We start from the raw sequence: 24,941 nt of genomic DNA, 5'->3' as shown, positions 1-24,941 counted from the left end.
AAAAAATCATCGTGGGAGCGATTGTTTTTTAGTTCCGCTAGCAATATTGGCGGGAGGTTTAGCAATAATTAATAATTTATTAAAATAAGAAATCATGGCAATAGTTCAAAAAGAAAAACTAACAAGAGATTTAACTATCAGTTTATTAATATATAGTTTGCCTGTATTGGCAATTTTCCTTTATTTTAAACTAACAAATGGTGTTGTTGCAGAATCGCACATTTCGTTACCATCATTTTTAGAATTTTCGAAACCCGCATTCGAGCACATCAGAACCTGGGGATTAACCGCTTTTATGCTTATTCTTGGCGTTATCGAATTTGGTGCTGGTTTATACGACGATCAATGGACAGGTCAGGAACGCAAAATTGATATCATTTGTTTTCTTGCGCCAAAATTGCTTTTACCACCTGTAATTGCTTTTTTCAGCTTAACAGCTTTACCCTATTTAATCCCGAATCTTGCTAATTCACTTTCATGGGTTCCGTTTTGGGGAGGATTTTTCCTGATCGCAATTGCCGATGATTTAACGCAATACTGGTACCACCGTTTGCACCATCAGGTACCATTTTTATGGAGATTTCACAGAACACACCACTCGGCTCCATATATGGGAATGGCGATGGCATCCAGACAAAACTTTATTTATACGGTTTTCTTTTCTCAAATTTACTTAACAGCAACTCTAACCTATTTAGGTTTAGGATTACCTGCTTTATTCGTTTTGGTTGTTAAAAGTTTTATCACTTTGGGAGCGCATTCAAGCCTTGCGTGGGACAAACCGTTTTACAAATACAAAGTTTTACATCCAATTGCGTGGGTTTTAGAACGTTTAATTTCTACTCCTGCAACACATCACGCACATCATGCTGATACAAGCGGTGACGGTGTTGGACACTTTAAAGGAAACTTTGGAAACATGTTTTTTATCTGGGATGTTATCTTCGGAACTGGTTTAATCACGCGTAAATTCCCAGAATCATACGGAACAAAATCATACAAACAAGAAGAATGGTACGCACAATTTTTATGGCCGATATTCAAATCTAAAAAAGAAGGAAGCCCGCTTGCCGAAGGTGTTGTATCGTTTCCTCTAAAAGTAAAGCCGGTAGAGAATGTTACCCCAAGCCCGGTTTATTACGAACAGGCACAATCTTAAAAGTGATGAAGAAAAAAAGAACAATCAAAAACAGTATTACCATCGTAATACTGTTTTTATCTATAATTGGTTTTTCACAGGAAAAAAGTTCAAATACAATTTCATTAGAGGTGTATTATGCTAAAATTCAAAACGAAAAGAAACCACAGATAATAGATGCCAGAGGTCCTGAAGAATTTGCACTGAACCATATTAATGATGCGGTAAATTTTAATCTGGAATCTAAAGATTATGCTGCTCAAATAGCAAAATTAGACAAAACAAAACCGGTTTTCACCTACTCTATCGGTGCAGGAAGAAGCGTTTGGCTGGCAGATGATTTACTAAAAAAAGGCTTTAAGAAAGCATACAGTTTAGAAGGCGGAATTGCGAACTGGATTGGAAACGGAAAACCGTTTTATGCCAATACAAAAAGCAAATTAACTTTAGCCGAATACAAAAAAATCATTGCTGAAAACAAAGATGTTTTGGTTGATATTGGTTCTATTTATTGCGGTGCGTGCAAGAAAGTTAAACCAGTTTTAGAAACCATCAAAGCCCAATACGGAAGCAATCTTAAAATCGTAGAAATTGATCTGGAAGACAGTCCGCAAGTAATCGCCGATTTAAAAACAGTAAAAGTTTTCCCAACCTTGATTTTATACAAAGACGGAAAAATTGTTTTCAAAAAAGACGGTTTAGGCAATTTGAAAAATGATGTTGATGTGGCTTTAGCTTCAAAATAATTAATTTTAAGTTTTTTTCACGCAGATTTGGCAGATTTTTTCTAAAATCTATGGCTATTTTTAACCTTAAATAAGCTTTGTCAAAGTTTTAGGTTCCTGCAAGGTTTTCAAAACCTTGTAGGTTTATTTTTTAACCACAATATTACGAATGACAAAAATGCGGGTAAGAACTGAGCTTAAATCTTTGTCAAAGATTGTGGTTAAAAACATTATTCTCAAACATCAAAATCAAAACTATGGCATTATCAAAAACAAAAAAGATTATCCTTTCTATAGTTGTTGTACTTTTTATAATAGCTTTATTTTTATTCTTTCCCATCAATACAGACGGAACTTTACTAAAACCGAACGCAAAATTACTCGAAGGAAAAAAAGAATTTCTGGCTGAAAAAGTCCGAACAGACTCCTCATTCAAAAAACCAAATATTATCATTCTTCTTGCGGATGATTTAGGAAAATATGATATTTCCTTATACGGAGGAAAATCTACACCAACACCACAAATTGATTCTTTGGCAGCTTCAGGAGTAACATTTGAAGATGCTTATGTATCGGCTTCTATATGTTCGCCTTCAAGAGCCGGACTGATTACAGGCCGTTATCAGGAACGTTTTGGACATGAATTTCAACCCGGAGACCGATATCCAAAAAATAACTTGGAATATTATGGTTTTAAATATTTGATGAATACCAATAATTGGAGATTAAATCCAAAAATAAATTATCCAAATGAAGCGTCTATAGCCACACAAGGTTTGCCACAATCTGAAATTACATTTGCAGATCTGGCCAAAAGAGAAGGTTATGCAACGGCAATTATCGGAAAATGGCATCTTGGGCACAACAAAGGATTTTTTCCTTTAGATCGTGGTTTCGATTATCATTACGGGTTCTATCAGGCATTTTCGCTATATACTCCGGAAGATGATAATCCGGATATTATCAACCACCATCACAAAGATTTTACCGATAAAATGATTTGGGGAAATGGCCGTGTCGGCATTGGACAAATTCGGCGTGATACAACGATCATTCACAACAAAGCCTATTTAACCGAAACATTTGCTGATGAAGCTGAAGCTTTTATCGATAAAAATAAAAACAAACCTTTCTTATTGTATGTTCCGTTTAATGCGCCACATACGCCTTTTCAGGTTCGAAAAAAATATTACGATCGTTTTCCGAATGTTAAAGACGAAAACAAACGTGTGTATTTTGCTATGATCAGCGCTCTTGACGATGCCATTGGAAGAATCAGGGCCAAAGTTAAAAAAGAAGGTCTGGAAAATAATACGCTTATCTTTTTTGCCAGCGATAATGGTGGTGCCGATTATACTTTTGCAACAACAAATGCGCCTCTTAAAGGCGGAAAATTTTCTCATTTTGAAGGCGGGATTAATGTTCCGTTTGCATTGTCATGGAAAGGAAAAATCAAACCACATACCATTTATAAAACTCCGGTAAGTACATTGGATATTTTTAGTACCGTTGTGGCTGCAATTCATTCAGATTTGCCAAAAGACCGAATTTACGATGGTGTAGATCTTGTAAGTACAGTTAATAAAAATAAGGAAGCACACAAAACGTTGTACTGGCGTTCCGGCGATGCAAAAGCAATCAGAAGCGGTGATTGGAAATTAATCATCAGCGGAAAAACACACGAAGAATGGCTTTATAATCTGGCAAACGATAAGTCTGAAACAACAGATCTGGCTCAAAAAAATCCGGCTAAAGTAAAAGAATTACATCTTGCTTTGCAAAACTGGGAAAAAGGTTTGGTAAAACCTTTATGGCCAAATTTAACGCATTATGAATTCGATTTTGGCAAACAAAAATATTTTGTTGATCTATAAATTCGAATTGAATATTTCCCAACCTGCAAGGTTTTCAAAACCTTGTAGGTTTTATTTTTTTAAGTCTTTCTATAGATTACAAATTCATACCTACAAGGTTTTGGAAACCTTGCAGAAAAACAAAACCAATTTTATAAACAACCTTCACAATGTCAGCCAAAACAAAACAAATTACCATTCACGAAGATTGGACGGTCGTAATTCTGGGATTTTTAATAATCGGGATTTCGCTCTTTATCTTTCTTCCTGAAGTTCCAATATTCAAATGGTCAAACGGAACAGATTTACTAAAAGATGTGTTTGATTTCGGAAACCTAAAAATAATTTTATTACAATTTGTTTATCTCATTTCTATCGGAGCTATTGGCGCTTTTTTAATCGGAAAATCGGTTAAAAATTTTCTTCTCGGTTTCCCGATAGTCTATATTTTGACCATTCTTGCCTTGACAATTGCGGGCAATACAACGATAAAAGGACTTAATCTCGAAGCCGTTATTTTCAGTTTGATTATTGGTTTGGCAATTGGTAATTTTTTTAAACTTCCGGACTGGTTTCGTACGGCACTTTCTACAGAAGTATTTGTAAAAATTGGATTGGTTTTATTGGGAACCAGCGTCATTTTTTCGGATATTCTAAAAGCAGGTTCTTTGGGATTAATTCAGGCTTTGGTTGTGGTTTTATCGGTTTGGTATTTTGCTTTCTGGCTGTGTAAAAAACTAAAAGTCGATGACGAATTGACCATGATGATTTCGAGCGCGGTTTCGATTTGTGGAGTTTCTGCAGCAATTGCTACTTCGGGAGCGATCAAAGGCGATTCTAAAAAATTATCTTATGTGATTTCGATGGTTTTGGTAACGGCGATTCCAATGATGATTTTCATGCCTATTATTGCCAAATATTTCAATTTTCCGGAAGAAGTAACCGGAGCATGGGTAGGCGGAAGTATCGATACATCCGGAGCGGTTGTCGCGTCTGGTTCTTTGGTTGGCGAAACGGCTTTAAAAATTAGCACAATTGTAAAATTCTCTCAAAATGTATTGTTAGGAATGGCAGCTTTTGCAATTTCCGTTTATTGGACATATACGCATAATAATTCGGCGGAAGCCAAAGCATCAAAACCAACTTTGGGCATAATTTGGGAACGTTTTCCTAAGTTTGTTATTGGTTTTATTGTGGCTTCATTGGTATTTTCTTTTCTGATAACTCCTGAAGTTCGGGATGAAGTTAAAGATAGTCTCAAGAATCTTCAGGGCATTTGGTTTGCATTGGCTTTTACAAGTATTGGTCTGGAAACTAACTTTAAAGATTTGTTGCGTAACAACAGCAAAAAGCCTTTGTATGCTTTTTTAATCGCTCAATTATTCAATGTTATTATTACTTTGATTATTGCTTTTTTATTATTTGGGAAATAAAATTAATCGCGCAACTGCGCAGAGGCACAAAGTTTTTTTACCATATAAGTGATATAAGTTCTTTTTAGTTACAGATTAAAAAGATTCTAATAATTTTAATTAATCGCGCAAAGACGCAAAGTTTAAACACAATATTGTAATTTCGATAAAAGGAGAAATCACACTCATCTATTTTTATTCGATATAAAACCAAAATAAAAATATCAAATATGAAATACCAAAACATTCTGGAAACGATTGGCAACACGCCTCACATTAAACTGAACAAACTCTTTAAAGAGCACGAAGTTTGGATTAAACTCGAAAAATCAAATCCGGGTTCGAGCATCAAAGACCGAATTGCGCTGGCAATGATTGAAGATGCCGAGAAAAAAGGGCTTTTAAATCCGGATTCTATTATTATAGAACCCACTTCGGGCAATACCGGAATCGGACTTTCGTTGGTCGCTGCCGTAAAAGGTTATAAAGTGATTATTGTAATGCCGGAGTCGATGAGTGTAGAACGTCGAAAAATCATCGAAGCGTATGGTGCCGAATATGTTTTGACGCCAAGAGAAAAAGGAACTTCGGGCGCGGTTGAAAAAGCAAAAGAATTAGCGGCAACAATAAAAAACTCGTTTTTACCATCGCAGTTTACAAATCCGGCCAATGTCGAAGTTCACGAAAGAACAACGGCGCAGGAAATTCTGGCTGATTTTCCTGACGGAATCGATTATCTGATTACAGGCGTTGGAACTGGCGGACATATTACCGGAGTTTCTAAAATATTAAAACAACATTTCCCAAATCTAAAAACCATTGCCGTAGAACCTGCTTTATCACCGGTTTTAAGTGGCGGAATTCCGGCCCCGCATCCTTTACAGGGAATTGGCGCAGGATTTATTCCGGAAGTTTTTAATCGGGAATATGTGGATGAAATCATTACGGTCGAAAAAAATGACGCTTTTAATTTTGCAAAAAGACTAACAAAAGAAGAAGGAATTTTTGGTGGAATTTCAACTGGAGCAGCTCTTGCAGGGGTTTCAAAAAAGCTGAAAAATATACCAAATGATGCCGTAATCCTGACTTTTAATTATGATACGGGAGAACGATATCTTTCAGTCGAAGAATTATTTGATTTCTTTTCTTAATACAATTAAGTGAAGTTTAAAAATAAAAAAAGAGCCAATGCTTTACACATTGGCGCTAAGAGATAGTTACTTTTTTTGATATTTTAAGTAATAATAACCCGAAGGCGATTGTTTTTATACAGTCGCCTTTTTATATAATAAAGATAAGTAAGTTTGCTTTATATTTTTCAACACATAGAAACATAGCTATTGTAAATGCACTAAATAATTAATCTCTAAAATCGTTCAAAGATTTCTCGATAATTTCAAGACATTCCTGAATTTGTTCTTCTGTCATTACCAATGGCGGTGCTAAACGAATTTTGTTTCCGTGAGTTGGTTTTGCCAATAATCCGTTGTCTCTGAATCTTAGGCAGATTTCCCAGGCTAAATCAGAATCTTCTCCACAATTAATTACAATCGCGTTCAATAAACCTTTTCCTCTTACTAAAGTAATTAAGTTGTTACGTTCTTTTATTTCGTTTAAACCTTTTCTCAAAATGATTCCTAAACGTTCTGCGTTTTCGGCTAGATTTTCGTCTTTTACCACTTCAAGAGCCGCAATTGCAACAGCCGCCGCAACAGGATTTCCACCAAATGTAGATCCGTGTTGACCTGGTTTAATTACATTCATGATTTCATTATTTGCCAAAACTGCCGAAACCGGGTAAACGCCGCCAGAAATTGCTTTTCCTAAAATCAAAATATCCGGCTGTACATTTTCGTGATGAACGGCTAATAATTTTCCGGTGCGCGCAATTCCGGTCTGAACCTCATCTGCAATAAACAATACATTATGTTTTTCGCACAATGCTTTTGCTTTCGCCAAATATCCTTCTGATGGAACATAAACTCCGGCTTCACCCTGAATTGGTTCAACCAAAAATCCTGCTATATTTTTTGATGATTCTAAAACTTTTTCAAGAGCTTCAAGATTATCGTATTCTATTTTTATAAATCCTTCTGTAAAAGGACCGAAGCTTTTACGCGCAGTTTCATCATTTGAGAAAGAGATAATTGTCGTTGTTCTTCCATGAAAATTATTTTCACAAACAATAATCTGTGCCAGGTTTTCGTGAATTCCTTTTACTTCATACGCCCATTTTCTACAAAGTTTCAAAGCTGTTTCAACCGCTTCTGCACCTGTATTCATGGGTAATACTTTATCAAAACCAAAATAATTGGTTACAAATTCTTCGTAGTTTCCTAATTTATCATTGTAAAAAGCACGAGAAGTCAAAGTCAGTTTTTGTGCCTGATCGGTCATTGCTTTAACAATTTTTGGATGACAATGCCCTTGATTAACAGCAGAATAAGCAGATAAAAAATCATAATACTTTTTTCCGTCAACATCCCAGACATATACGCCTTCTCCTCTTTCTAAAACAACCGGAAGCGGATGATAATTATGAGCTCCGTATTTGTTTTCTTTTTCGATCAAAACCTCAGATTTTGATGAAAGTACTTCTTGATTATGTGCCATGATAATTTATTTTATTGAGACAAAAATATGAAAATTTTTTATTTAAAAAGAAAAAATATAAAATTTAACTCGTAAACAAGATTTAAAAATAAAATATCACTTATTTTAACTGAATTAAAAGTCATTTTAAATTTAACTTTATAAAATAAAACCAGACTTATTTTTATCTTTACAGAAATTAAAAAATAAACGCATGGATATTTTAGATGAGTTTGACGTAAAAATTATCAAAGAATTAGAGAAAGACGGAAGAATCGCATTTTCGACAATTGCCTCTAATTTGAAAATTTCGAATACAATGGTTCATCAACGCATCAATCGTTTATTTGAACAAGGCATTATTACCGGAATCAAACCTATTTTAAACGAAAAGCAAATTGGGTACGATTGGGCTTCTTTTACCGGAATTACGCTTAATAAAGATTCAGATTCAGAAAGAATTATAGAAGCTTTAAAAGAAATTCCTGAAATTACAGAATGCTATTTTGTAACCGGATCTTTTACGCTTTACCTGAAAATTACGGCAAAAAACCACGAACATATGCGTAAGATTTTATATGAAAAAATCGATAATATTCCCGGAATTGCAAAAACAGATTCGATGATAGAATTGGGCTGTGCTTTTAAACGAAATATTTCTTTATAAAAACATCCAGGATAATTAAATTTCAGCAGATTAATTATTCACTAAACTAAATGTTACAAACCTCAGAAGAAATGGCTTTTGAGGTTTTTTTGTAACATAATATTTCTGATATTTGTTAAAAATTGTGAAATCATGAAAAATTCTGCTCTACTTCTTTTTGCTGCTATATTGTTATCTAACACTATAAATGCACAATTAAAACCTGTAAAATACGCTGACGGCGATCAGGTATTAAATGGTTTATCGATAAAAGCTGCGAAAAAAAGCAGTAATAATCCGGGAATTTTACTTTTGCCAGCCTGGCTCGGAATTGATAAGGCTTCTAAAGATATTGCTGCAGATTTATCTAAATTAGGTTATACGGTTTTCATCGCTGACATTTATGGAGAAGGAAATTATCCTAAAAACACAACCGAATCAGGAAAATTAGCGGGATATTACAAAACTAATTTTGCTGTTTATCAAAAAAGAATTAATGCCGCATTGCAGGAATTAATAAAATCCGGTGCAAATGCAGACAATATCGTTGCAATAGGATATTGTTTTGGAGGAACCGGAGTTCTTGAAGCTGCCCGCGGACATTTGAATGTAAAAGGTGTTGCGTCATTTCACGGAGGTTTAGGCAAAGATGCAACCCGTCCTGTTGAACCAATTACTGCCAAAGTTTTAGTTTGCCATGGTGCCGATGATCCATTTGAATCTAAGGAAGAAATTACCGCTTTTCAGCAAGAAATGCGCGATTCAAAAGCCGATTGGCAAATGATTTATTATGCAAATGCAGTTCACTCGTTTACAAATCCGGAAGCCGGAAGCGATAATTCTAAAGGAGCGGCTTATAATCCGGTTGCTGCAAAAAGATCATTTGAGCATTTACAGCTTTTTTTAAATGAAGTGTTGAAAAAATAATGCTTTGAGAAATGGCACGCGGATGACGCGGATTTAAACAGATTTACGCTGATAATAATTTTAAAAAATTTGTGCTAATTTGTGGAATTTGTGGAATTTGTGGCAAAAAAATAGCAAGCAAATGACGCGGATTTAAACAGATTTAAGCAGATAACAATTTTAAAAAATTTGTGCGAATTTGTGGTATTTGTGGCAAAAAACAGCACGCGGATGACGCAGATTTAAACAGATTTACGCAGATAATAATTTTAAAAAATTTGTGCCAATTTGTGGAATTTGTGGCAAAAAAATAGCAAGCAAATGACGCAGATTTAAACAGATTTAAGCAGATAACAATTTTAAAAAATTTGTGCCAATTTGCGGAATTTGTGGCAAAAAACAGCCCACGGATGACGCAGATTTAAACAGATTTACACAGATAATAATTTTAAAAAATTTGTGCAAATTTGTGGAATTTGTGGCAAAAAAATAGCAAGCAAATGACGCAGATTTAAACAGATTTAAGCAGATAATAATTTTAAAAAATTTGTGCCAATTTGTGGAATTTGTGGCAAAAAAAATAGCAAGCAAATGACGCGGATTTAAACAGATTTACGCTGATACTAATAAAAATCAGCAGCAAAAAAACCAGTGCAAACCCGTTTAAATCCGCGTCATTCGTGGGCAAAAAAAACATAACCAAATCAACTTAAATAACCGATGTCACATAGTCCGATTAGAAAAGACAAAACCTGCTTAAACTGCAGACATGTTGTTGAACAAAAATTTTGTCCCAATTGCGGACAGGAAAATACAGACAGCCGAAAAACATTTCATCACTTGTTTATTCATTTTTTTGAAGATCTGACGCATTATGAAAATGCTTTTTGGAAAACAATTAAAAATTTACTTTTTAAACCGTCTACTTTAACCAAAGAATACCTTTCAGGCCGAAGATTATCGTATTTGGCGCCTGTTCGTCTTTATATTTTTATCAGTTTTATTACTTTTCTTTTAATTGCCCTATTTCCCAGTACCATAGATGACAAACTCGATAAGAGCGAAAAAGAACTTAATTCACAAATTGTTGCAAACAGCAAAGGAAAAATTAAGAAATTCGATCAGAATACCCACTTTGAATTGAAGTCGATGAAAGAAATTGACTCGATTCAGAAGTATGGAAACGAAAAAGACAAATATTCTGATTTTGGATATTGGGCTTACGAAAAAGTGGTACACGTTACAGAAAAAAATACCAAAAGGGAAATTGTCGAAAAATTCATCGAATCTTTTTTGCATAATATTCCTAAAATCCTGTTTATCATAATGCCGTTTTTTGCCTTCTTTTTATGGATTTTCCACAACAAAAAGAAATGGTATTATTTTGATCACGGGATTTTTACGCTTCATTATTTTTCGTTTTTACTTTTGATATTCCTCATTTTATTTATTGTCAACAGAATCTTTGGTTTATTTGGGGAAGATAGTCCGCTTAGTTACATATCCGGACTTATCAATTTTGTTGGAATAATATGGATGTGTTATTATTTTTATCCGGCGCATCACCGTTTTTATGGAGAAAGCAGAATCGTTTCATTTGTTAAAAGTGTAATCCTGTTTTTTATAAACTCCTTTTTTATCCTACTTTTACTTATTTTCTATGTATTTTACATATTCATCAATTTACACTAATTATAAAATGAAAAAAACCTTACTTGTATTATTAATTGCATCAGCGTTTTCATGTTCTACTACAAAGGACGGTGCTGCAAAAAACAACGCAGATCCAACCAAATACGTAAAATCTATTACTGAAAAAGATCTAAAAAAAATGCTTTATGTTGTAGCTTCTGACGAAATGGAAGGCCGCGAAACGGGGTCAAAAGGACAGAAAAAAGCGGGTCTTTATATGATCGAACAATACAAAAAGAATGGCGTTTCATTCCCAAAAGGAGCAACAGATTATTACCAACATATTCCTGCTGCTTTTTTAAACGCAAAACGTAATGAAAATTTACCTGATTCAGAGAATATATGGGCGTACATAGAAGGTTCTGAAAAACCGGATGAAGTCTTGGTCATTTCAGCGCATTACGATCACGTAGGCATCAAAAATGGAGACATTTACAACGGAGCGGATGATGATGGTTCAGGAACAGTTGCGGTTATGGAAATTGCGAAAGCTTTTGCGAAAGCCAAAAAACAAGGTCATGGCCCAAAACGTTCCATTTTATTCCTTCACGTAACGGGCGAAGAGCACGGTTTGCACGGTTCTCGTTATTATTCTGAAAATCCGTTGTTTCCAATTGCCAATACTATAACCGATATTAATATTGATATGATTGGCCGCCGCGATGTAGAACATGCTAAAACAAACAACTACGTTTACGTTATTGGAGCTGACAGATTATCTACAGATTTGCACAATGCTGTTGTAGCGCAAAATGATAAATACACCAAATTAGATTTAGATTTTAAATTTAATGATCCAAAAGATCCAAATCATTTTTACGAACGTTCTGATCACTATAACTTCGCAAAACACGGAATTCCAGCTGTTTTCTTCTTTAACGGAGTTCACGAAGATTACCACGGAAAAGGCGACGAACCTCAAAAAATCGAATACGACGCTTTAACAAAAAGAACGCAGCTTGCCTTTGTTGTTGCCTGGGATTTAGCGAATAGAGAAAATCGTCCGGTAGTGGATAAAAAATAGGTTCAAAGGTTCAGAGGGACAAAGGGGCAAAGGTTTTTAAAGGGACTGAGGTTCTGAGTTGCTAAGGTTCTAAGTTTTTTTATAGACTAAAGTCTACATCTCTCAATCTTGTCATTCCGAGGAACGAGGAATCTACGCAAGAAGCTTCAATCTGTGTGGAATTACTAACGAAGATTCCTCGTTCCTCGGAATGACAAGATTGCGTAAATGCCGTCAACAATAGCATTATTGTGAAACAATGATAAAAACAAAAAAAGGGATGAGTTTTAAAACTCATCCCTTTTTTTATATTTCTAGATTCCAAAAGAAAACCTCAGAACCTTTGCACCTCTGAACCTTTGTACCTTTTCTTAATCATTCATAGAAATCAAAAACTCTTCGTTGTTTCTTGTTTTCTTGAAACGGTCGTTTACAAAATCCATAGATTCTACAGGGTTCATATCTGATAGATATTTACGCATGATCCACATTCTTTGTAATGTTTTTTCGTCTAATAATAAATCGTCACGACGTGTACTTGAAGACGTAAGATCGATTGCAGGGAAAATACGTTTGTTTGCGATTTTACGATCCAATTGAAGTTCCATGTTACCGGTTCCTTTAAATTCTTCAAAGATCACCTCATCCATTTTAGAACCAGTTTCAGTCAATGCAGTTGCGATGATACTTAACGAACCTCCGTTTTCTACATTTCTTGCCGCTCCAAAGAAACGTTTTGGTTTTTGTAATGCATTTGCATCAACACCACCACTCAATACTTTTCCTGATGCTGGCTGAACGGTATTATAAGCTCTTGCCAAACGTGTAATCGAATCTAAAAGAATCACTACATCGTGTCCGCATTCTACCAAACGTTTTGCTTTTTCAAGAACAATATTCGCAATTTTCACGTGTTCTTGCGGTTCACGGTCAAAAGTAGAAGCGATAACTTCTCCACGCACGCTGCGTTGCATATCAGTAACCTCTTCAGGACGCTCATCGATCAAAAGAACAATAAGATAAACTTCAGGATGATTGGCCGCAATTGCATTTGCAATGTCTTTTAATAACATTGTTTTACCCGTTTTAGGCTGAGCAACGATCATTCCACGTTGTCCTTTTCCTATTGGAGAAAATAAATCGATAATACGAGTTGATATAGAACTGCCTTTTTCGGCTAATTTGAATTTTTCAGAAGGAAAAACCGGTGTCAAGTGCTCAAAAGAAACTCTGTCGCGAACAACTTGAGGATCGTGGCCATTAATTTTAAGCACACGAACTAAAGGGAAAAATTTCTCGCCTTCTTTTGGAGGGCGAACCACTCCTTTTACAGTATCTCCAGTTTTAAGACCAAATAATCTGATTTGTGACGTTGATAAATAAATATCATCCGGAGAGGCTAAATAATTATAATCTGATGAACGTAAGAATCCGTATCCGTCAGGCATCATTTCAAGAACACCTTCACTTTCTATAATTCCGTCAAATTCAAAATCTGAATCTCTGAAATTACTCTTTTTATTTTTATGGTTTGGGTTTTGATTTCCGTTATTCCCATTTCCATTTCCGTTCCCGTTCCCGTTTTGATTTGGGTTTTGATTCGGATTCTGGTTTTGATTTGGATTCTGGTTTTGATTTGGATTCTGGTTAGGATTCTGAATCTGATTCTGGTTAGGATTCTGAACCTTATTCTGATTCGGGTTTATCTTTTTTACCGGAGCAGTCTGTTCTGTTTTTTCAGCAATTGGTGTCGGAGTATTTTCTCCGGATTCTTCTGAAGCTGCTTCTTTTACGACTTCTTTTTCTTTTTGCAGAGCGACTTTTTTCTCGTAAGCTGATTTATTAAATTTTACGATTTTCGGTCCTTTTTTCTCTGCTTCAGTATTTTCAGGAGTTTCCTCGATTTTTTCAGTTTCTTCATTTTTCACAGCATCCTGTTCTTTTCGGGCTGCCTGAATTTTTGCCTGAACTTTTGGAGCTGCGGGAGCTTTTGAAGTTGGTTTTGCAGCCACAGGAGTTTCCACTTTTTCAGGAGCTTCCTCTACTTTATCAAATTCTAAAACAGGGGCATTTTTTGAAATGGCTGCTTTTTTAGCAGGAACTATTCTGGCTCTTTTCGGTTTATCATCGTCAACCGCTTCTGCCACAGCATTAGCCGGCGGCGCAACAGTCGCTTCTTGATGTGCTAAAATCTGACTGATCAGAGTCTCTTTTTTAACGCCATTAAACTTTATAGTTTTAGCTAACTTAGCTATTTCTTGAAGCTCAGAAAGCTTCATTTCTTTTAATGCAGAAATATCAAACATGAATGTTCTATGAATTTAATTATTTTAACGGAAATACTGTAAAAAGAATAGGTAGATATTTTTTTTCGATTGACCGCAGTATGAAGTGCTTACGGTATTATGATGCAATAATACGAATAAAATTTAATCATACAATAGTATTTTAAAAAAAGAAAATATATTTTTGTAAAACAATTTTAGATCATGATACAACGAATTCAGACCATATATTTACTTCTTGCCTTTATAGTGACAGGAGTTTTAATGTTTTTTATTCCACTTTGGACATTAAACGGTAAGGCATTTTATTTTATGCAGGACCAATTATACACCATTTTATTAGGTCTAAGCACAATGCTGACTATTGTGAGCATTATTTCATACAAAAAAAGACAAAATCAGTTTGTGATGAACAGGCTGAACATAATATTAAATTTAATTTTATTAGGATTGTTTGTATATCGTTCTCTAAATTTATCTGGAGAAACAGCTGTTTCTGAGAAAGGTATTGGGATGTTTCTGCCAATTGTTGCTATCGTATTATTAGTTTTAGCTAATAAGGCCATCAAGAAGGATGAAGATCTCGTAAAATCTGTAGATCGTTTGAGATAAACCTATAAACTTAAGTTTTTTGTGCGAAGAGAACCCGAATTTTACGATTCGGGTTTTTTTGTGGGTAATCTAAATTTAATTTCAAAACCTTCCTCCAAATAAATTTAAAAAGCAACTTTTGTAAGATATTTTTTTCATAAATTTGACTCTCTTCCCATTTTGAATCAATTATGACACCTAAAATAAGAATACATCTTGCAGACGATCATCAGGTTCTAATTGATGGTTTGACCAATTTACTACAAACAGTTGCGAACTTTGAAGTGGTAGGAAATTCTCTTGATGGCACTACTATTTATGATGATGTTATTCAAAATAATGCCGATATTTTAGTTTTGGATATCAGCATGCCCAAAAAAGACGGTATTGAAGTATTAAAAGAATTTAGCGAAAAACAATTTCCCTGCAAAGTTATTATTTTATCCAGTTATGATGATTTAAAAATTATAAAAGAAGTAATGAAATTAGGCGCTAAAGGCTATCTCACAAAAAAATGTGCCGGCGAAAATATCATCGAAGCAATTGATGCGGTTTATCAGGATCAGGAATATTTTTGTGATTCGGTAAGAGAGAAAATTTTTAATAGTTTTACCCAAAACAATCCAAAACTAAATAAAAACCTTTACGTAGAAAATCAAATTTTAAGTGCGCGGGAATTAGAAATTATCACCTTAATTTGTTTAGAATATAGCGGAAAAGAAATAAGCGAACAGCTTTTTATCAGCACAAATACTGTTGAAACACACCGGAAAAACATCATGAAAAAACTTCAGACCAAAAACACCATTGGCCTTGTAAAATATGCGCTAAAAAACAATTTGATTAATCCTTAAGTTTGCGTTTAAAAAGTAAAATCTGTTTTTAATATCTCTTGTGGATTTATGTATATTATTCGAATTTTAATACTTCTTTTTTATACTTCTCTAAACGGGAACCCTGTTTTTAGCCAGGAAAATATACCATTAAATGAATCTCAAATTAATGCTGTCGAAAGTTCAAAAAAAGGCACTCCTTCTGAAGGACGAAAACTGGAAAAATTAAGAAATAAAAAAGTCGTTAGCCTGTCTGTTGTTCTTGTTGTGATATTGTTTTTTCTGTTCTATTTCTTTTATCAGAATAATAAATTGAAGCAAAAAATAAAACGAAAAGATACTAAGCAAAAAATATTACTTGACGTTATTAATGCCGGAATCGATACTCAGGAAATTGAACGCAAAAAAATTGCATCGTTTCTACACGACAATATCAATTCCTTGCTTTCTTCTGTGGGCTTGCATTTGAATACCTATACGACACAAAACAATATAAAATCTGAAGAAATTCAGAAAGCCAAAGCCATTCTTGCAGAAGCGCATGATCTCCTGCGTGATATGTCGCATGATCTCGTTCCTACTCTTTTGGTTCGTTTTGGTTTAATTTATGCTTTGGAAGATTTATGCGAAAGAAACTCCAATTCCAGTATTCATTTTGAATTTTCAAGTACCGTTTCGACTGAAAAAAGATATGTTGAAAAATTCGAAATGAAGCTTTATTTCATTGTCTCAGAACTATTCAATAACATTATAAAACATAGCGGTGCATCAAAAGCCCAAATTTCATTATCCGAAAACAACAATCAATTTATCATCGCAATTCAGGATAACGGAAAAGGTTTTAAAGCGGAGAAAAAAAATGAAAATGAAGGTTTTGGTTTAAACCGAATTAGAGCCAGAATTAAAAAATACAAAGGAAATATCTCGATTGTTTCAAAAGAAAATGAAGGAACTTCGATTAAAATAAAAGTGCCGTTGCCCCATTAATTTACTTCTTCCCTATTTCGATAATTTCCAAATCTTTTATTTTATCATCATCAATTACAAATCGCAACATGGTTCGTACCTGATGGAATCCGCTTTTTCCTGCAGCTCCGGGATTCATGTGCAATAAATTATTCTTTTTATCGAAAATAACTTTCAGAATATGCGAATGTCCGCAAATGAATAACTTAGGCGGGTTCAAAGCCATTTCTTCTCTAATTGCCGGATTGTATTTTCCCGGATAACCGCCAATATGCGTAATCCAAACAGAAACATTTTCGCATAAAAACCTATTGTGCAAAGGGAATTCTAATCTTGCCTGTGCGTCATCTATATTTCCGTACACGCAACGCAAAGGTTTTAACTTTTTGATGGTATCTGTAACATGCAAATCGCCAATATCTCCTGCATGCCAAACTTCATCAGCCTGATTTACATATTTTAAAATAGTATCGTCAATATGACTGTGTGTATCGGAAAGGAGGAGGATTTTTTTCATTCTAAGTAACTAAGATTCTAAGTTGCTAAGGTACTGAGTTTTTTTAAGGTGCTAAGGTTCTGAGTTGCTAAGATGCTAAGTTTTTTTTATAAAAAAATCCGATTTGCTTTCACAAATCGGATTTTAAACTTGATGTTAGACGCACTGCTGTGCGTCTCTAGATTATACGATGTTTACATTTCACGTATAAAATTTTACATCAAACATTTTACACCAAACGTTTTACAATAATTACTGTTTTTTAGGATTTTTACCATCTTTAGAATCTTTGGTATCCATCATTTCCATTAGTTTTAAACCTAATAAACCGCTGATAGAACCATCAGATCCGCCGTTTCCTGAAATTAAAACATCAGGAATTACTTTGATGTTTCCTTTACCAATTTCCTCGGTTACTTTATATCGGGTAAAATTATCACCGCCCATTGCGCTAACTTGAAGTTGGTACGATTCAGCAGTCGATTTACCAATTGCCATAATTTTCTCTGCTTCGGCCAAACCTGTTTTCGAGATTCTTTCTGCTTCGGCACTTGCATTTAGTTTTGTTGCTTCTGCCTGTGCTCCTGCTCTTGCTTTTGTAGCTTCGGCTTCTGCATTGGCGCGCATTTTTGTTGCTTCCGCTTCAGCGTTTACATTCAGTTTTAAACTGGTTGCATCACCTTCTGCTTTCTTAACGGTTGCATCTGCGGTACGTTGCGCAATCTCTACACTTTGCGAAGCACGAACGATTTCTTTTTGCATATCGGCAATTGCAGTTTCTTTCTCCATTCCCTGACGTTGTTCTTGCGCCATTCTTTGGGTTTGATACGTTTTTTGCTCTTCTTCTGCTAACTTTCTATCCGTTAAGGTTTTCATCAATGAATCTGGCGGAACGATATCTCCAATCAAAGTATCGACAGCATTTACATTATACTCATCCAAGACTAACTTAATATGATTTTTAGCCGATTCCTGACGTTCTTTTCTCGTACTTAAAAACGAAATAACATCGCTATCCTGAGCCGAGTTTCTGAAATAGTTACCAATTGTAGGTTCTAAAACCTGAGAAACTAAGTTGTTCATGCTTCCAAAACGGGCAATTACTTTTGGCGCTTCGTTTGCCGGAACGTGGATAATTTGCGCCACATCCAGATTAAAAGGGAAACCATCTTTTGAACGAACGGTAATCGTAGATAAGTTTTTATCTAAATTATGCGATTCGCTTCTGGCATTTGCCCAGTTTAGCACTAAGTTCGTTGTTGGAACTGCTTCAAGTTTCGTTGTATATTTATTCAAAGCATATTTTCCAGGTCCCAGCGGTTCCATCCAAACACCACGTTGTCCTTTTGAAACAATATTTCCGTGTTTGAAAGTATCTCCGGTAACGTCTTGTCCGTCATCTCCAATATACGAAATCACAACACCAACATATCCAATAGGCACATCTGTCATTGGGTTTTGTTCGATCAAAATTCCCCATGTATTAATATAGTACGAACCTGCCAACATCACCTGAGGCTGTAAACCACGGTTTCCACCAGTGTCTAGAAACTTATCGAAATCCTGAAAGTTATTGTGACCTTCTACGAATTTACCGGCAATTTGTCCTTGCGGAATTGGTTCTCCGTCAAGAGCGGTTACGATACCAATCATATTTTCGTAAATCTTGATTTGATCTGCAATTACAATTTCGAACAAGAATGTATTAATACGATACGAACCTGTGGTAATAAAAGCAGTTTGACGTCCTTTTTGTCCACCATTGTCTAAGAAAAAAGTAGCATCCTGAAAGTTATCACTGTCTACTTTTCGGGCTAAGATTCGTCCGGTTGGGATTTCCTGTCCGTCCTTACTTAAAACCAATCCAATTTTTCCTTCCGGAATAACTGTAAATCCAGACATATCAATAGAATATTGCCAGATCCACATTCCCCAGTATAAACCCGGAGCAAGCGTTTTTGCCTGATAACCTGCCTCCCCTTTTGTCGCAATAATACGACCATCAGGCAGCGACCTGTCGGTTCCAAACAAAACGAATTTTTTGGTTACCAAACCAATTTTATCTTCCGGAACCATTACCATTCCGAAGAAAACACGTAAAATAAACTTGTAAAAAATGATAGAAAATAAGATTAAAATGATCCACCAATAAGAAGTAATTTCATTCATAGTTTTTGATATTTAGGCTACAAACATAAGAGAAATACATTCTGTTAAAATGAAATATTTTAAAAATTAACTTTTGCCAATTTTTCTTAAATTATGTTAAAAAAAGCCTTCGGTTAAATCGTTGGAATTGTCAATTTCTGACACGATTTTTTGCCGGGTAAACTATGATTGGTATTTTGGACGTTAACAGTTTTTAGCTAAGGTTCTGAGTTGCTAAGATGCAAAGCTTCTAAGTTTTCTTTTTAGAGATTTAAAAAAATCTCTTTTAATATTTATTCATCTAATGTTAGAAGCACTGTTGTGCATCTCTACAATAAAAAACAGTAAAAAACTTAGAACCTTAGCGCCTCAGAACCTTAGCATCTTAAAAAAAACTTAGCTTCTTAGCAACTAAGAACCTTAGCAACTTTTAAAAAAAACCTTTGTACCTTTGCACCTCAGAACCTATGAACCTTTACCTTGAGATATTTTATTCAATTTGCATATAACGGAACACATTATCATGGCTGGCAATTTCAGCCCAACGCCTCTTCTGTTCAGGAAACTTTAAACAAAGCACTTTCGGTTTTATTGAATGCTCCTATAAATGTAATGGGCGCCGGACGAACGGATACTGGTGTTCATGCAAGTGAAATGTATGGTCATTTTGATGTTGAATCACCGCTTGACGTTCCGAATTTAATACACAAACTGAATTCGTATTTACCAAAAGACATCGCGATTTTTGATATTATATTGGTTTCTGATAATGCGCATTGCCGATTTGATGCTACGAAAAGAACGTACGAATATCACATCAATACTGTTAAAAATCCGTTTACGGAAGAATTGAGCTGGTATTTTAACCAAAAATTAGACGTAGCTTTGATGAATGAAGCGGCGAAAATATTACTGAATCATACCGATTTTCAATGTTTTTCTAAAGTAAATACAGATGTAAACACATTTGATTGCACGATTTTTGAGGCGTATTGGAAACAAGAAAATAACAAACTGATTTTTACCATTTCGGCCAATCGTTTTTTGCGAAATATGGTTCGTGCCATTGTGGGAACTTTGGTAAATGTAGGATTGCATAAAATTTCTCTGACTGATGTTGAAAATATCATTGCCAGTAAAAGCAGAGAAAAAGCCGGATTTTCGGTTCCGGCACATGGATTATATTTAACCGAAATTGATTACGATTACATATAGCTATAAGCTGTAGGCTATAAGCAGTAAGCCTATTGCCTGAAGCCTAAAGCTTAAAGCATAGAAAAAATATAATGAAAGCAAAAGCATTTGATACCGGATTATTCAAACGAATTTTAAAATATACCAAACCTTATAAATGGCGCTATTATGGCGTTATTATTTTTGCAATTTCCTTGTCGGTTTTTGCAGCACTTCGCCCTTATTTATTAAAGGAAACGGTCGACGGCTATATCAAGACGCACGACAAGCATGGTTTGCTGATGTACATTATATTAATGGGCGTGGTTCTTTTATGTGAAGTTTTCTCTCAGTTTTACTTTGTGTTTTGGGCAAACTGGCTCGGACAGGATATTGTAAAGGATATCAGAACGAAACTTTTTAAGCATATTTTGAGTTTCAGAATGAAATATTTTGATTTGGTTCCGGTTGGGCAATTGGTTACCAGATCGGTTTCGGACATTGAGTCGATTGCCCGTATTTTCAGTCAGGGATTGTTTATGATTATAAGCGATTTGATGAAAATGCTGGTGGTGCTGATTTTTATGTTTTACATGAACTGGAAACTGACCTGGATTGTGGTGGTTGCAATGCCAATTTTGGTTTTTATTACCCGAATCTTTCAGCGTAAAATGCAGGTTGCTTTTGAAGAAGTTCGTACGCAGATTGCAAATATGAACTCGTTTGTTCAGGAACGTGTTACGGGAATGAAAATCGTTCAGCTTTTTAATCGTGAGAAAATCGAAGCCGAAAATTTCAGGGTAATTAATGACAAACATAGAGTAGCGTGGATTAAGACCATTCTTTATAACTCGATCTTTTTTCCGATTGCGGATATTATTTCGTCTATTACTTTAGGTTTAGTAGTGGTTTACGGCGGATTTAAAATCCTGAACGGAGATCATTTTACGACTTTTGGAGATTTATTTTCTTATACGATGTTTATCGGGATGTTATTTAATCCGTTGCGTCAGATTGCAGATAAATTCAACGAGATGCAATTGGGAATGATTGCCGCAAATCGTGTTTTTGATATTATCGATACAGAAGATCATATTCAGGACACGGGAACGCTGGAAGCGCCTATTTTTGACGGAAGCATTGAATTTTCTGCTGTTCGTTTTAGTTATATTCCGGAAGAAGAAGTCATTAAGGGAATTGATTTATCTGTGGCTTCAGGGCAAACGATTGCAATTGTGGGTTCTACCGGAGCCGGAAAATCGACTATTATTAATTTACTGAATCGTTTTTACGAAATAAATAGCGGAACCATTTTTATCGACGGTCATAATATTGAGAATTATACGTTGGCTTCGTTACGAAAACAAATTGCGGTGGTTTTGCAGGATGTATTTTTGTTTGCTGATACTATATATAATAACATCACTTTGAACAATCCTGAAATTACGCGCGAACAAGTTTTGAATGCTGCCAAAAAAATTGGCGTTCACGATTTTATTATGAGTTTGCCGGATAATTATGATTTTGATGTAAAAGAACGCGGTGTAATGCTTTCATCAGGACAAAGACAATTAATCGCCTTTTTGCGTTCATACGTGAGCAATCCTAGTATTTTGATTTTGGATGAAGCGACTTCTTCGATAGATACGTATTCTGAAGAATTAATCCAGCGTGCTACCGAAACGATTACAAAAGGAAGAACTTCGATCATTATTGCACATAGATTGGCAACAATTGTAAACGCCGATAAAATTGTGGTTATGGATAAAGGTTTGATTGTAGAACAGGGATCGCATCAGGAATTGCTCAATAAAACCAACGGATATTACAAGAATTTATACGATTCGCAATTTTCTGTCGCTAATTGAAATTTCAAATGCTAAAAAAGCTCTTAAAAAAGTTAAATTAGCGTTATAGGAATCATAAATGTAATATCTGAGGGAAATTATATAACTGCTTTGATTTTTGAATTATTTATATTTGAGAATGTATAATTCAAATGCAAAAGAAAATGCCACAAAACAGATTTTATCCAGACGAAAAATTCAAAGAAATAGAAATAAATGCCTCATTACAACTTAGATATGCGATCTCAAACAGAGGTCGATTAATTAGTTTTACTGACGAAATAGAAAATGGCCGACTTTTAAAAGGAGGTTTAAGCGATGGTTATCCAACTTTTAGATTTAAGGTTAAAAAAGACGACAAAATCGTTAACAAATACTTGTTTCTATACAAATTAGTTGCTGAATATTTTATTCCAAAACAATCTGAAGAACAAACTTATGTGCTTCATATGGATTATAACAGAAGCAATGATGACATCAGCAATTTACGCTGGGCTACAAAAGCCGAAATGATGGCACACAGCCGCAAAAGTCCACGCGTGATTCAGGCGAAAAAGAACCTGATTGAACACAACTTAAAAGCTGACGGTCGAAAATTAACTACTACCAAGGTAATGTTAATCAAGAAAATCCTTGCAAGACCAGAACAAAAAACACGCCTTAAAATGATTGCCAAACAATTCGGCGTAAGCGAAATGCAAATCAGACGTATTGCCAGCGGTGAAAACTGGGGACACGTTAAAGTTTAATTGTTAATGGTTAATTATTAATTGTTAAGTGTTAATTGTTAATTGTTATTGATTGTCACTCTGAGCGGAGTCGAAGAGCTTTTTAACTTAAATTAGCTTCGACTCCGCTCAGCCTGACAAAACTTATTCAGTATTACCCTGAACCGAAGTCGAAGAATTTTTCTATACGAAAGTTCTTCGACTTCGTTTTTTATGACAGCACGCAATTTTAATTTTTAATTTCTCAAACCCAAATTCCGATCAATAATTCACAATTTACAATTCACAATTCGCCCGATTTCTGTGAAAAGGTCAAAATCAGTGTGGGTAAAAATAAATTTTAAAGTGTTTTTTAAAATAAATCCTTAAATTCGCAAGCACAAAGAACAAAGAATAAAATCGACAAATGAGTTTCGGAATTATAAACTTCATTTTCGGAAATAAATACTAAAAACCAAAAAAATGAAATACGACGTTATTGTTTTAGGAAGTGGTCCTGGCGGATATGTAACAGCTATTAGAGCTTCACAATTAGGCTTTAAAGTAGCTGTAGTTGAAAAAGAAAACCTTGGTGGTGTATGTTTAAACTGGGGATGTATCCCAACAAAAGCATTACTAAAATCAGCTCAGGTTTTTGATTATTTAAAACACGCTTCTGATTACGGATTAAAGGTTTCTGAATTTGATAAGGATTTCCCTGCAGTAGTTCAACGCAGCCGGAATGTTGCTGACGGAATGAGCAAAGGAGTTCAGTTCTTAATGAAAAAAAACAAAATTGACGTTATTGAAGGTTTTGGAAAACTAAAACCAGGTAAAAAACTTGACGTTACTGATAAAGATAATAAAGTAACTGAATATAGCGCTGATCACATTATCATTGCAACAGGAGCTCGCTCTCGTGAGTTGCCAAACTTGCCACAAGATGGTGTAAAAGTTATTGGTTACCGTCAGGCAATGACATTGCCAACTCAGCCAAAATCTATGATTATTGTAGGTTCTGGAGCGATTGGAGTTGAATTTGCACATTTCTACAACTCAATGGGAACTGATGTTACTATTGTAGAATTTATGCCAAACATTGTTCCTGTTGAAGACGAAGATATCTCTAAACAAATGGAGCGTTCTATGAAAAAAGCGGGTGTAAAAATAATGACCAACTCTTCTGTTGAGAAAATTGATACTACCGGAACTGGCGTAAAAGCAACTGTAAAAACAGCAAAAGGAGAAGAAATTCTTGAAGCTGACATCGTACTTTCGGCAGTTGGAATCAAAACTAATATTGAAAACATAGGTTTAGAAGAAGTTGGAATCGCTGTTGACAGAGATAAAATCTTGGTAAACGCTTACAACGCAACTAATATTCCTGGTTACTACGCAATTGGAGATGTTACTCCTGGACAAGCTTTGGCTCACGTAGCATCTGCCGAAGGAATTAACTGTGTGGAAAAAATTGCTGGTTTACACGTAGATCCAATCGATTACGGAAACGTTCCGGGTTGTACTTACGCAACTCCAGAAATCGCTTCTGTAGGTTTAACAGAAAAACAAGCTAAAGAAAAAGGATACGAATTAAAAATTGGTAAATTCCCATTCTCAGCATCAGGAAAAGCAAAAGCTGCCGGTGCTGCTGACGGATTCGTAAAAGTAATCTTCGACGCAAAATACGGAGAATGGTTAGGATGCCACATGATTGGTGCAGGAGTTACAGATATGATTGCTGAAGCAGTTGTAGCTCGTAAACTTGAAACTACAGGTCACGAAATCCTTAAATCTATTCACCCTCACCCAACAATGAGCGAGGCTGTTATGGAAGCTGTTGCGGATGCTTATGGCGAAGTAATTCACTTGTAATACAAACCGTTTTACGGTTACATATAATTTTCAATTTGAAAAATCCGATTTGTGAA

Annotated in this window: 20 protein-coding genes; 16 read left to right on the top strand and 4 right to left on the bottom strand. The window is 35.0% G+C overall.

Annotation, left to right across the window (positions count from 1 at the left end; genetic code table 11):
* Positions 1–94: 94 nt before the first annotated feature.
* The 5 genes from ACZ0AH_RS07655 (at position 95) to cysK (ending at position 6,279) form a co-directional block, all read left to right on the top strand.
* Entirely contained in the window at positions 95–1,159 is a 1,065-nt protein-coding gene (locus ACZ0AH_RS07655; RefSeq protein WP_463475221.1) for a sterol desaturase family protein, read from the top strand.
* 5 nt (positions 1,160–1,164) lie between these two features.
* Entirely contained in the window at positions 1,165–1,884 is a 720-nt protein-coding gene (locus ACZ0AH_RS07650) for a thioredoxin domain-containing protein (protein WP_463475220.1), read from the top strand.
* A 236-nt stretch (positions 1,885–2,120) separates the two neighbouring features.
* On the top strand, positions 2,121–3,737 hold the full coding sequence (locus ACZ0AH_RS07645) for a sulfatase-like hydrolase/transferase (RefSeq protein ID WP_463475219.1): 1,617 nt from the start codon (positions 2,121–2,123) through the stop codon (positions 3,735–3,737).
* 149 nt (positions 3,738–3,886) lie between these two features.
* Positions 3,887–5,149, top strand: a complete 1,263-nt coding sequence (locus ACZ0AH_RS07640; protein ID WP_463475218.1) for a YeiH family protein — start codon at positions 3,887–3,889, stop codon at positions 5,147–5,149.
* A 209-nt stretch (positions 5,150–5,358) separates the two neighbouring features.
* On the top strand, positions 5,359–6,279 hold the full coding sequence (gene cysK, locus ACZ0AH_RS07635) for a cysteine synthase A (protein WP_463475217.1): 921 nt from the start codon (positions 5,359–5,361) through the stop codon (positions 6,277–6,279).
* 208 nt (positions 6,280–6,487) lie between these two features.
* On the opposite strand, the gene rocD is transcribed toward cysK, so the two are convergent.
* Positions 6,488–7,741: an ornithine--oxo-acid transaminase gene (gene rocD, locus ACZ0AH_RS07630; protein ID WP_463475216.1), complete on the bottom strand. Its 1,254-nt coding sequence runs from the start codon at positions 7,739–7,741 to the stop codon at positions 6,488–6,490.
* A 193-nt stretch (positions 7,742–7,934) separates the two neighbouring features.
* Between rocD and ACZ0AH_RS07625 the strand changes: the two genes are divergently transcribed.
* The 4 genes from ACZ0AH_RS07625 to ACZ0AH_RS07610 all read left to right on the top strand — a co-directional run bounded on the left by ACZ0AH_RS07625 (position 7,935) and on the right by ACZ0AH_RS07610 (position 11,988).
* Positions 7,935–8,387, top strand: a complete 453-nt coding sequence (locus ACZ0AH_RS07625) for an Lrp/AsnC family transcriptional regulator (RefSeq protein WP_463475215.1) — start codon at positions 7,935–7,937, stop codon at positions 8,385–8,387.
* Between the two features lie 132 nt (positions 8,388–8,519).
* On the top strand, positions 8,520–9,293 hold the full coding sequence (locus tag ACZ0AH_RS07620) for a dienelactone hydrolase family protein (protein WP_463475214.1): 774 nt from the start codon (positions 8,520–8,522) through the stop codon (positions 9,291–9,293).
* A 699-nt stretch (positions 9,294–9,992) separates the two neighbouring features.
* The gene (locus tag ACZ0AH_RS07615; protein ID WP_463475213.1) at positions 9,993–10,964 is read left to right on the top strand and encodes a DUF3667 domain-containing protein; all 972 of its coding nucleotides are present in this window, start codon (positions 9,993–9,995) and stop codon (positions 10,962–10,964) included.
* 7 nt (positions 10,965–10,971) lie between these two features.
* A complete protein-coding gene (locus tag ACZ0AH_RS07610) occupies positions 10,972–11,988 on the top strand; it encodes a M28 family peptidase (RefSeq protein WP_463475212.1) in 1,017 nt (338 codons plus the stop codon).
* 350 nt (positions 11,989–12,338) lie between these two features.
* Here ACZ0AH_RS07610 and rho read toward each other — a convergent pair whose 3' ends face one another.
* A complete protein-coding gene (gene rho / locus ACZ0AH_RS07605) occupies positions 12,339–14,273 on the bottom strand; it encodes a transcription termination factor Rho (RefSeq protein WP_463475211.1) in 1,935 nt (644 codons plus the stop codon).
* A 183-nt stretch (positions 14,274–14,456) separates the two neighbouring features.
* On the opposite strand from rho, the gene ACZ0AH_RS07600 reads away from it, so the two are divergent.
* The 3 genes from ACZ0AH_RS07600 to ACZ0AH_RS07590 all read left to right on the top strand — a co-directional run bounded on the left by ACZ0AH_RS07600 (position 14,457) and on the right by ACZ0AH_RS07590 (position 16,663).
* Positions 14,457–14,864, top strand: coding sequence for a DUF4293 domain-containing protein (locus ACZ0AH_RS07600; RefSeq protein ID WP_463475210.1), 408 nt, complete (start codon positions 14,457–14,459; stop codon positions 14,862–14,864).
* A 170-nt stretch (positions 14,865–15,034) separates the two neighbouring features.
* Positions 15,035–15,697, top strand: coding sequence for a response regulator (locus tag ACZ0AH_RS07595; protein ID WP_463475209.1), 663 nt, complete (start codon positions 15,035–15,037; stop codon positions 15,695–15,697).
* A gap of 48 nt (positions 15,698–15,745) precedes the next feature.
* Positions 15,746–16,663 (top strand): sensor histidine kinase, encoded by a 918-nt coding sequence (locus ACZ0AH_RS07590; protein ID WP_463475208.1) that lies wholly within the window; start codon positions 15,746–15,748, stop codon positions 16,661–16,663.
* Position 16,664: 1 nt separating this feature from the next.
* Here ACZ0AH_RS07590 and ACZ0AH_RS07585 read toward each other — a convergent pair whose 3' ends face one another.
* Positions 16,665–17,159, bottom strand: a complete 495-nt coding sequence (locus tag ACZ0AH_RS07585) for a metallophosphoesterase family protein (RefSeq protein ID WP_463475207.1) — start codon at positions 17,157–17,159, stop codon at positions 16,665–16,667.
* A gap of 231 nt (positions 17,160–17,390) precedes the next feature.
* Entirely contained in the window at positions 17,391–19,307 is a 1,917-nt protein-coding gene (locus ACZ0AH_RS07580; RefSeq protein WP_463475206.1) for an SPFH domain-containing protein, read from the bottom strand.
* Positions 19,308–19,766: 459 nt separating this feature from the next.
* Here ACZ0AH_RS07580 and truA point away from each other — a divergent pair, with 459 nt between their 5' ends.
* The 4 genes from truA to lpdA all read left to right on the top strand — a co-directional run bounded on the left by truA (position 19,767) and on the right by lpdA (position 24,885).
* Entirely contained in the window at positions 19,767–20,501 is a 735-nt protein-coding gene (gene truA, locus ACZ0AH_RS07575; protein WP_463475205.1) for a tRNA pseudouridine(38-40) synthase TruA, read from the top strand.
* Positions 20,502–20,572: 71 nt separating this feature from the next.
* Positions 20,573–22,327, top strand: a complete 1,755-nt coding sequence (locus tag ACZ0AH_RS07570; RefSeq protein ID WP_463475204.1) for an ABC transporter ATP-binding protein — start codon at positions 20,573–20,575, stop codon at positions 22,325–22,327.
* Positions 22,328–22,470: 143 nt separating this feature from the next.
* Complete coding sequence (locus ACZ0AH_RS07565; RefSeq protein WP_463475203.1) at positions 22,471–23,055, top strand: HNH endonuclease; 585 nt, start codon at positions 22,471–22,473, stop codon at positions 23,053–23,055.
* Positions 23,056–23,496: 441 nt separating this feature from the next.
* Positions 23,497–24,885, top strand: coding sequence for a dihydrolipoyl dehydrogenase (gene lpdA, locus ACZ0AH_RS07560; protein WP_056250254.1), 1,389 nt, complete (start codon positions 23,497–23,499; stop codon positions 24,883–24,885).
* Positions 24,886–24,941: the final 56 nt, after the last annotated feature.

Source organism: Flavobacterium sp. AC105, from assembly GCF_979258495.1.
This window is presented reverse-complemented; position numbering and strand designations above follow the sequence as displayed.

Excerpts from the sequence above, each read along its gene's own strand:
- ACZ0AH_RS07655 (WP_463475221.1), top strand. The coding sequence starts at position 95 with ATGGCAATAGTTCAAAAAGAAAAACTAACAAGAGATTTAACTATCAGT.
- ACZ0AH_RS07650 (WP_463475220.1), top strand. The coding sequence starts at position 1,165 with ATGAAGAAAAAAAGAACAATCAAAAACAGTATTACCATCGTAATACTG.
- ACZ0AH_RS07645 (WP_463475219.1), top strand. The coding sequence starts at position 2,121 with ATGGCATTATCAAAAACAAAAAAGATTATCCTTTCTATAGTTGTTGTA.
- ACZ0AH_RS07640 (WP_463475218.1), top strand. The coding sequence starts at position 3,887 with ATGTCAGCCAAAACAAAACAAATTACCATTCACGAAGATTGGACGGTC.
- cysK (WP_463475217.1), top strand. The coding sequence starts at position 5,359 with ATGAAATACCAAAACATTCTGGAAACGATTGGCAACACGCCTCACATT.
- rocD (WP_463475216.1), bottom strand. The coding sequence starts at position 7,741 with ATGGCACATAATCAAGAAGTACTTTCATCAAAATCTGAGGTTTTGATC.
- ACZ0AH_RS07625 (WP_463475215.1), top strand. The coding sequence starts at position 7,935 with ATGGATATTTTAGATGAGTTTGACGTAAAAATTATCAAAGAATTAGAG.
- ACZ0AH_RS07620 (WP_463475214.1), top strand. The coding sequence starts at position 8,520 with ATGAAAAATTCTGCTCTACTTCTTTTTGCTGCTATATTGTTATCTAAC.
- ACZ0AH_RS07615 (WP_463475213.1), top strand. The coding sequence starts at position 9,993 with ATGTCACATAGTCCGATTAGAAAAGACAAAACCTGCTTAAACTGCAGA.
- ACZ0AH_RS07610 (WP_463475212.1), top strand. The coding sequence starts at position 10,972 with ATGAAAAAAACCTTACTTGTATTATTAATTGCATCAGCGTTTTCATGT.
- rho (WP_463475211.1), bottom strand. The coding sequence starts at position 14,273 with ATGTTTGATATTTCTGCATTAAAAGAAATGAAGCTTTCTGAGCTTCAA.
- ACZ0AH_RS07600 (WP_463475210.1), top strand. The coding sequence starts at position 14,457 with ATGATACAACGAATTCAGACCATATATTTACTTCTTGCCTTTATAGTG.
- ACZ0AH_RS07595 (WP_463475209.1), top strand. The coding sequence starts at position 15,035 with ATGACACCTAAAATAAGAATACATCTTGCAGACGATCATCAGGTTCTA.
- ACZ0AH_RS07590 (WP_463475208.1), top strand. The coding sequence starts at position 15,746 with ATGTATATTATTCGAATTTTAATACTTCTTTTTTATACTTCTCTAAAC.
- ACZ0AH_RS07585 (WP_463475207.1), bottom strand. The coding sequence starts at position 17,159 with ATGAAAAAAATCCTCCTCCTTTCCGATACACACAGTCATATTGACGAT.
- ACZ0AH_RS07580 (WP_463475206.1), bottom strand. The coding sequence starts at position 19,307 with ATGAATGAAATTACTTCTTATTGGTGGATCATTTTAATCTTATTTTCT.
- ACZ0AH_RS07570 (WP_463475204.1), top strand. The coding sequence starts at position 20,573 with ATGAAAGCAAAAGCATTTGATACCGGATTATTCAAACGAATTTTAAAA.
- ACZ0AH_RS07565 (WP_463475203.1), top strand. The coding sequence starts at position 22,471 with ATGCCACAAAACAGATTTTATCCAGACGAAAAATTCAAAGAAATAGAA.
- lpdA (WP_056250254.1), top strand. The coding sequence starts at position 23,497 with ATGAAATACGACGTTATTGTTTTAGGAAGTGGTCCTGGCGGATATGTA.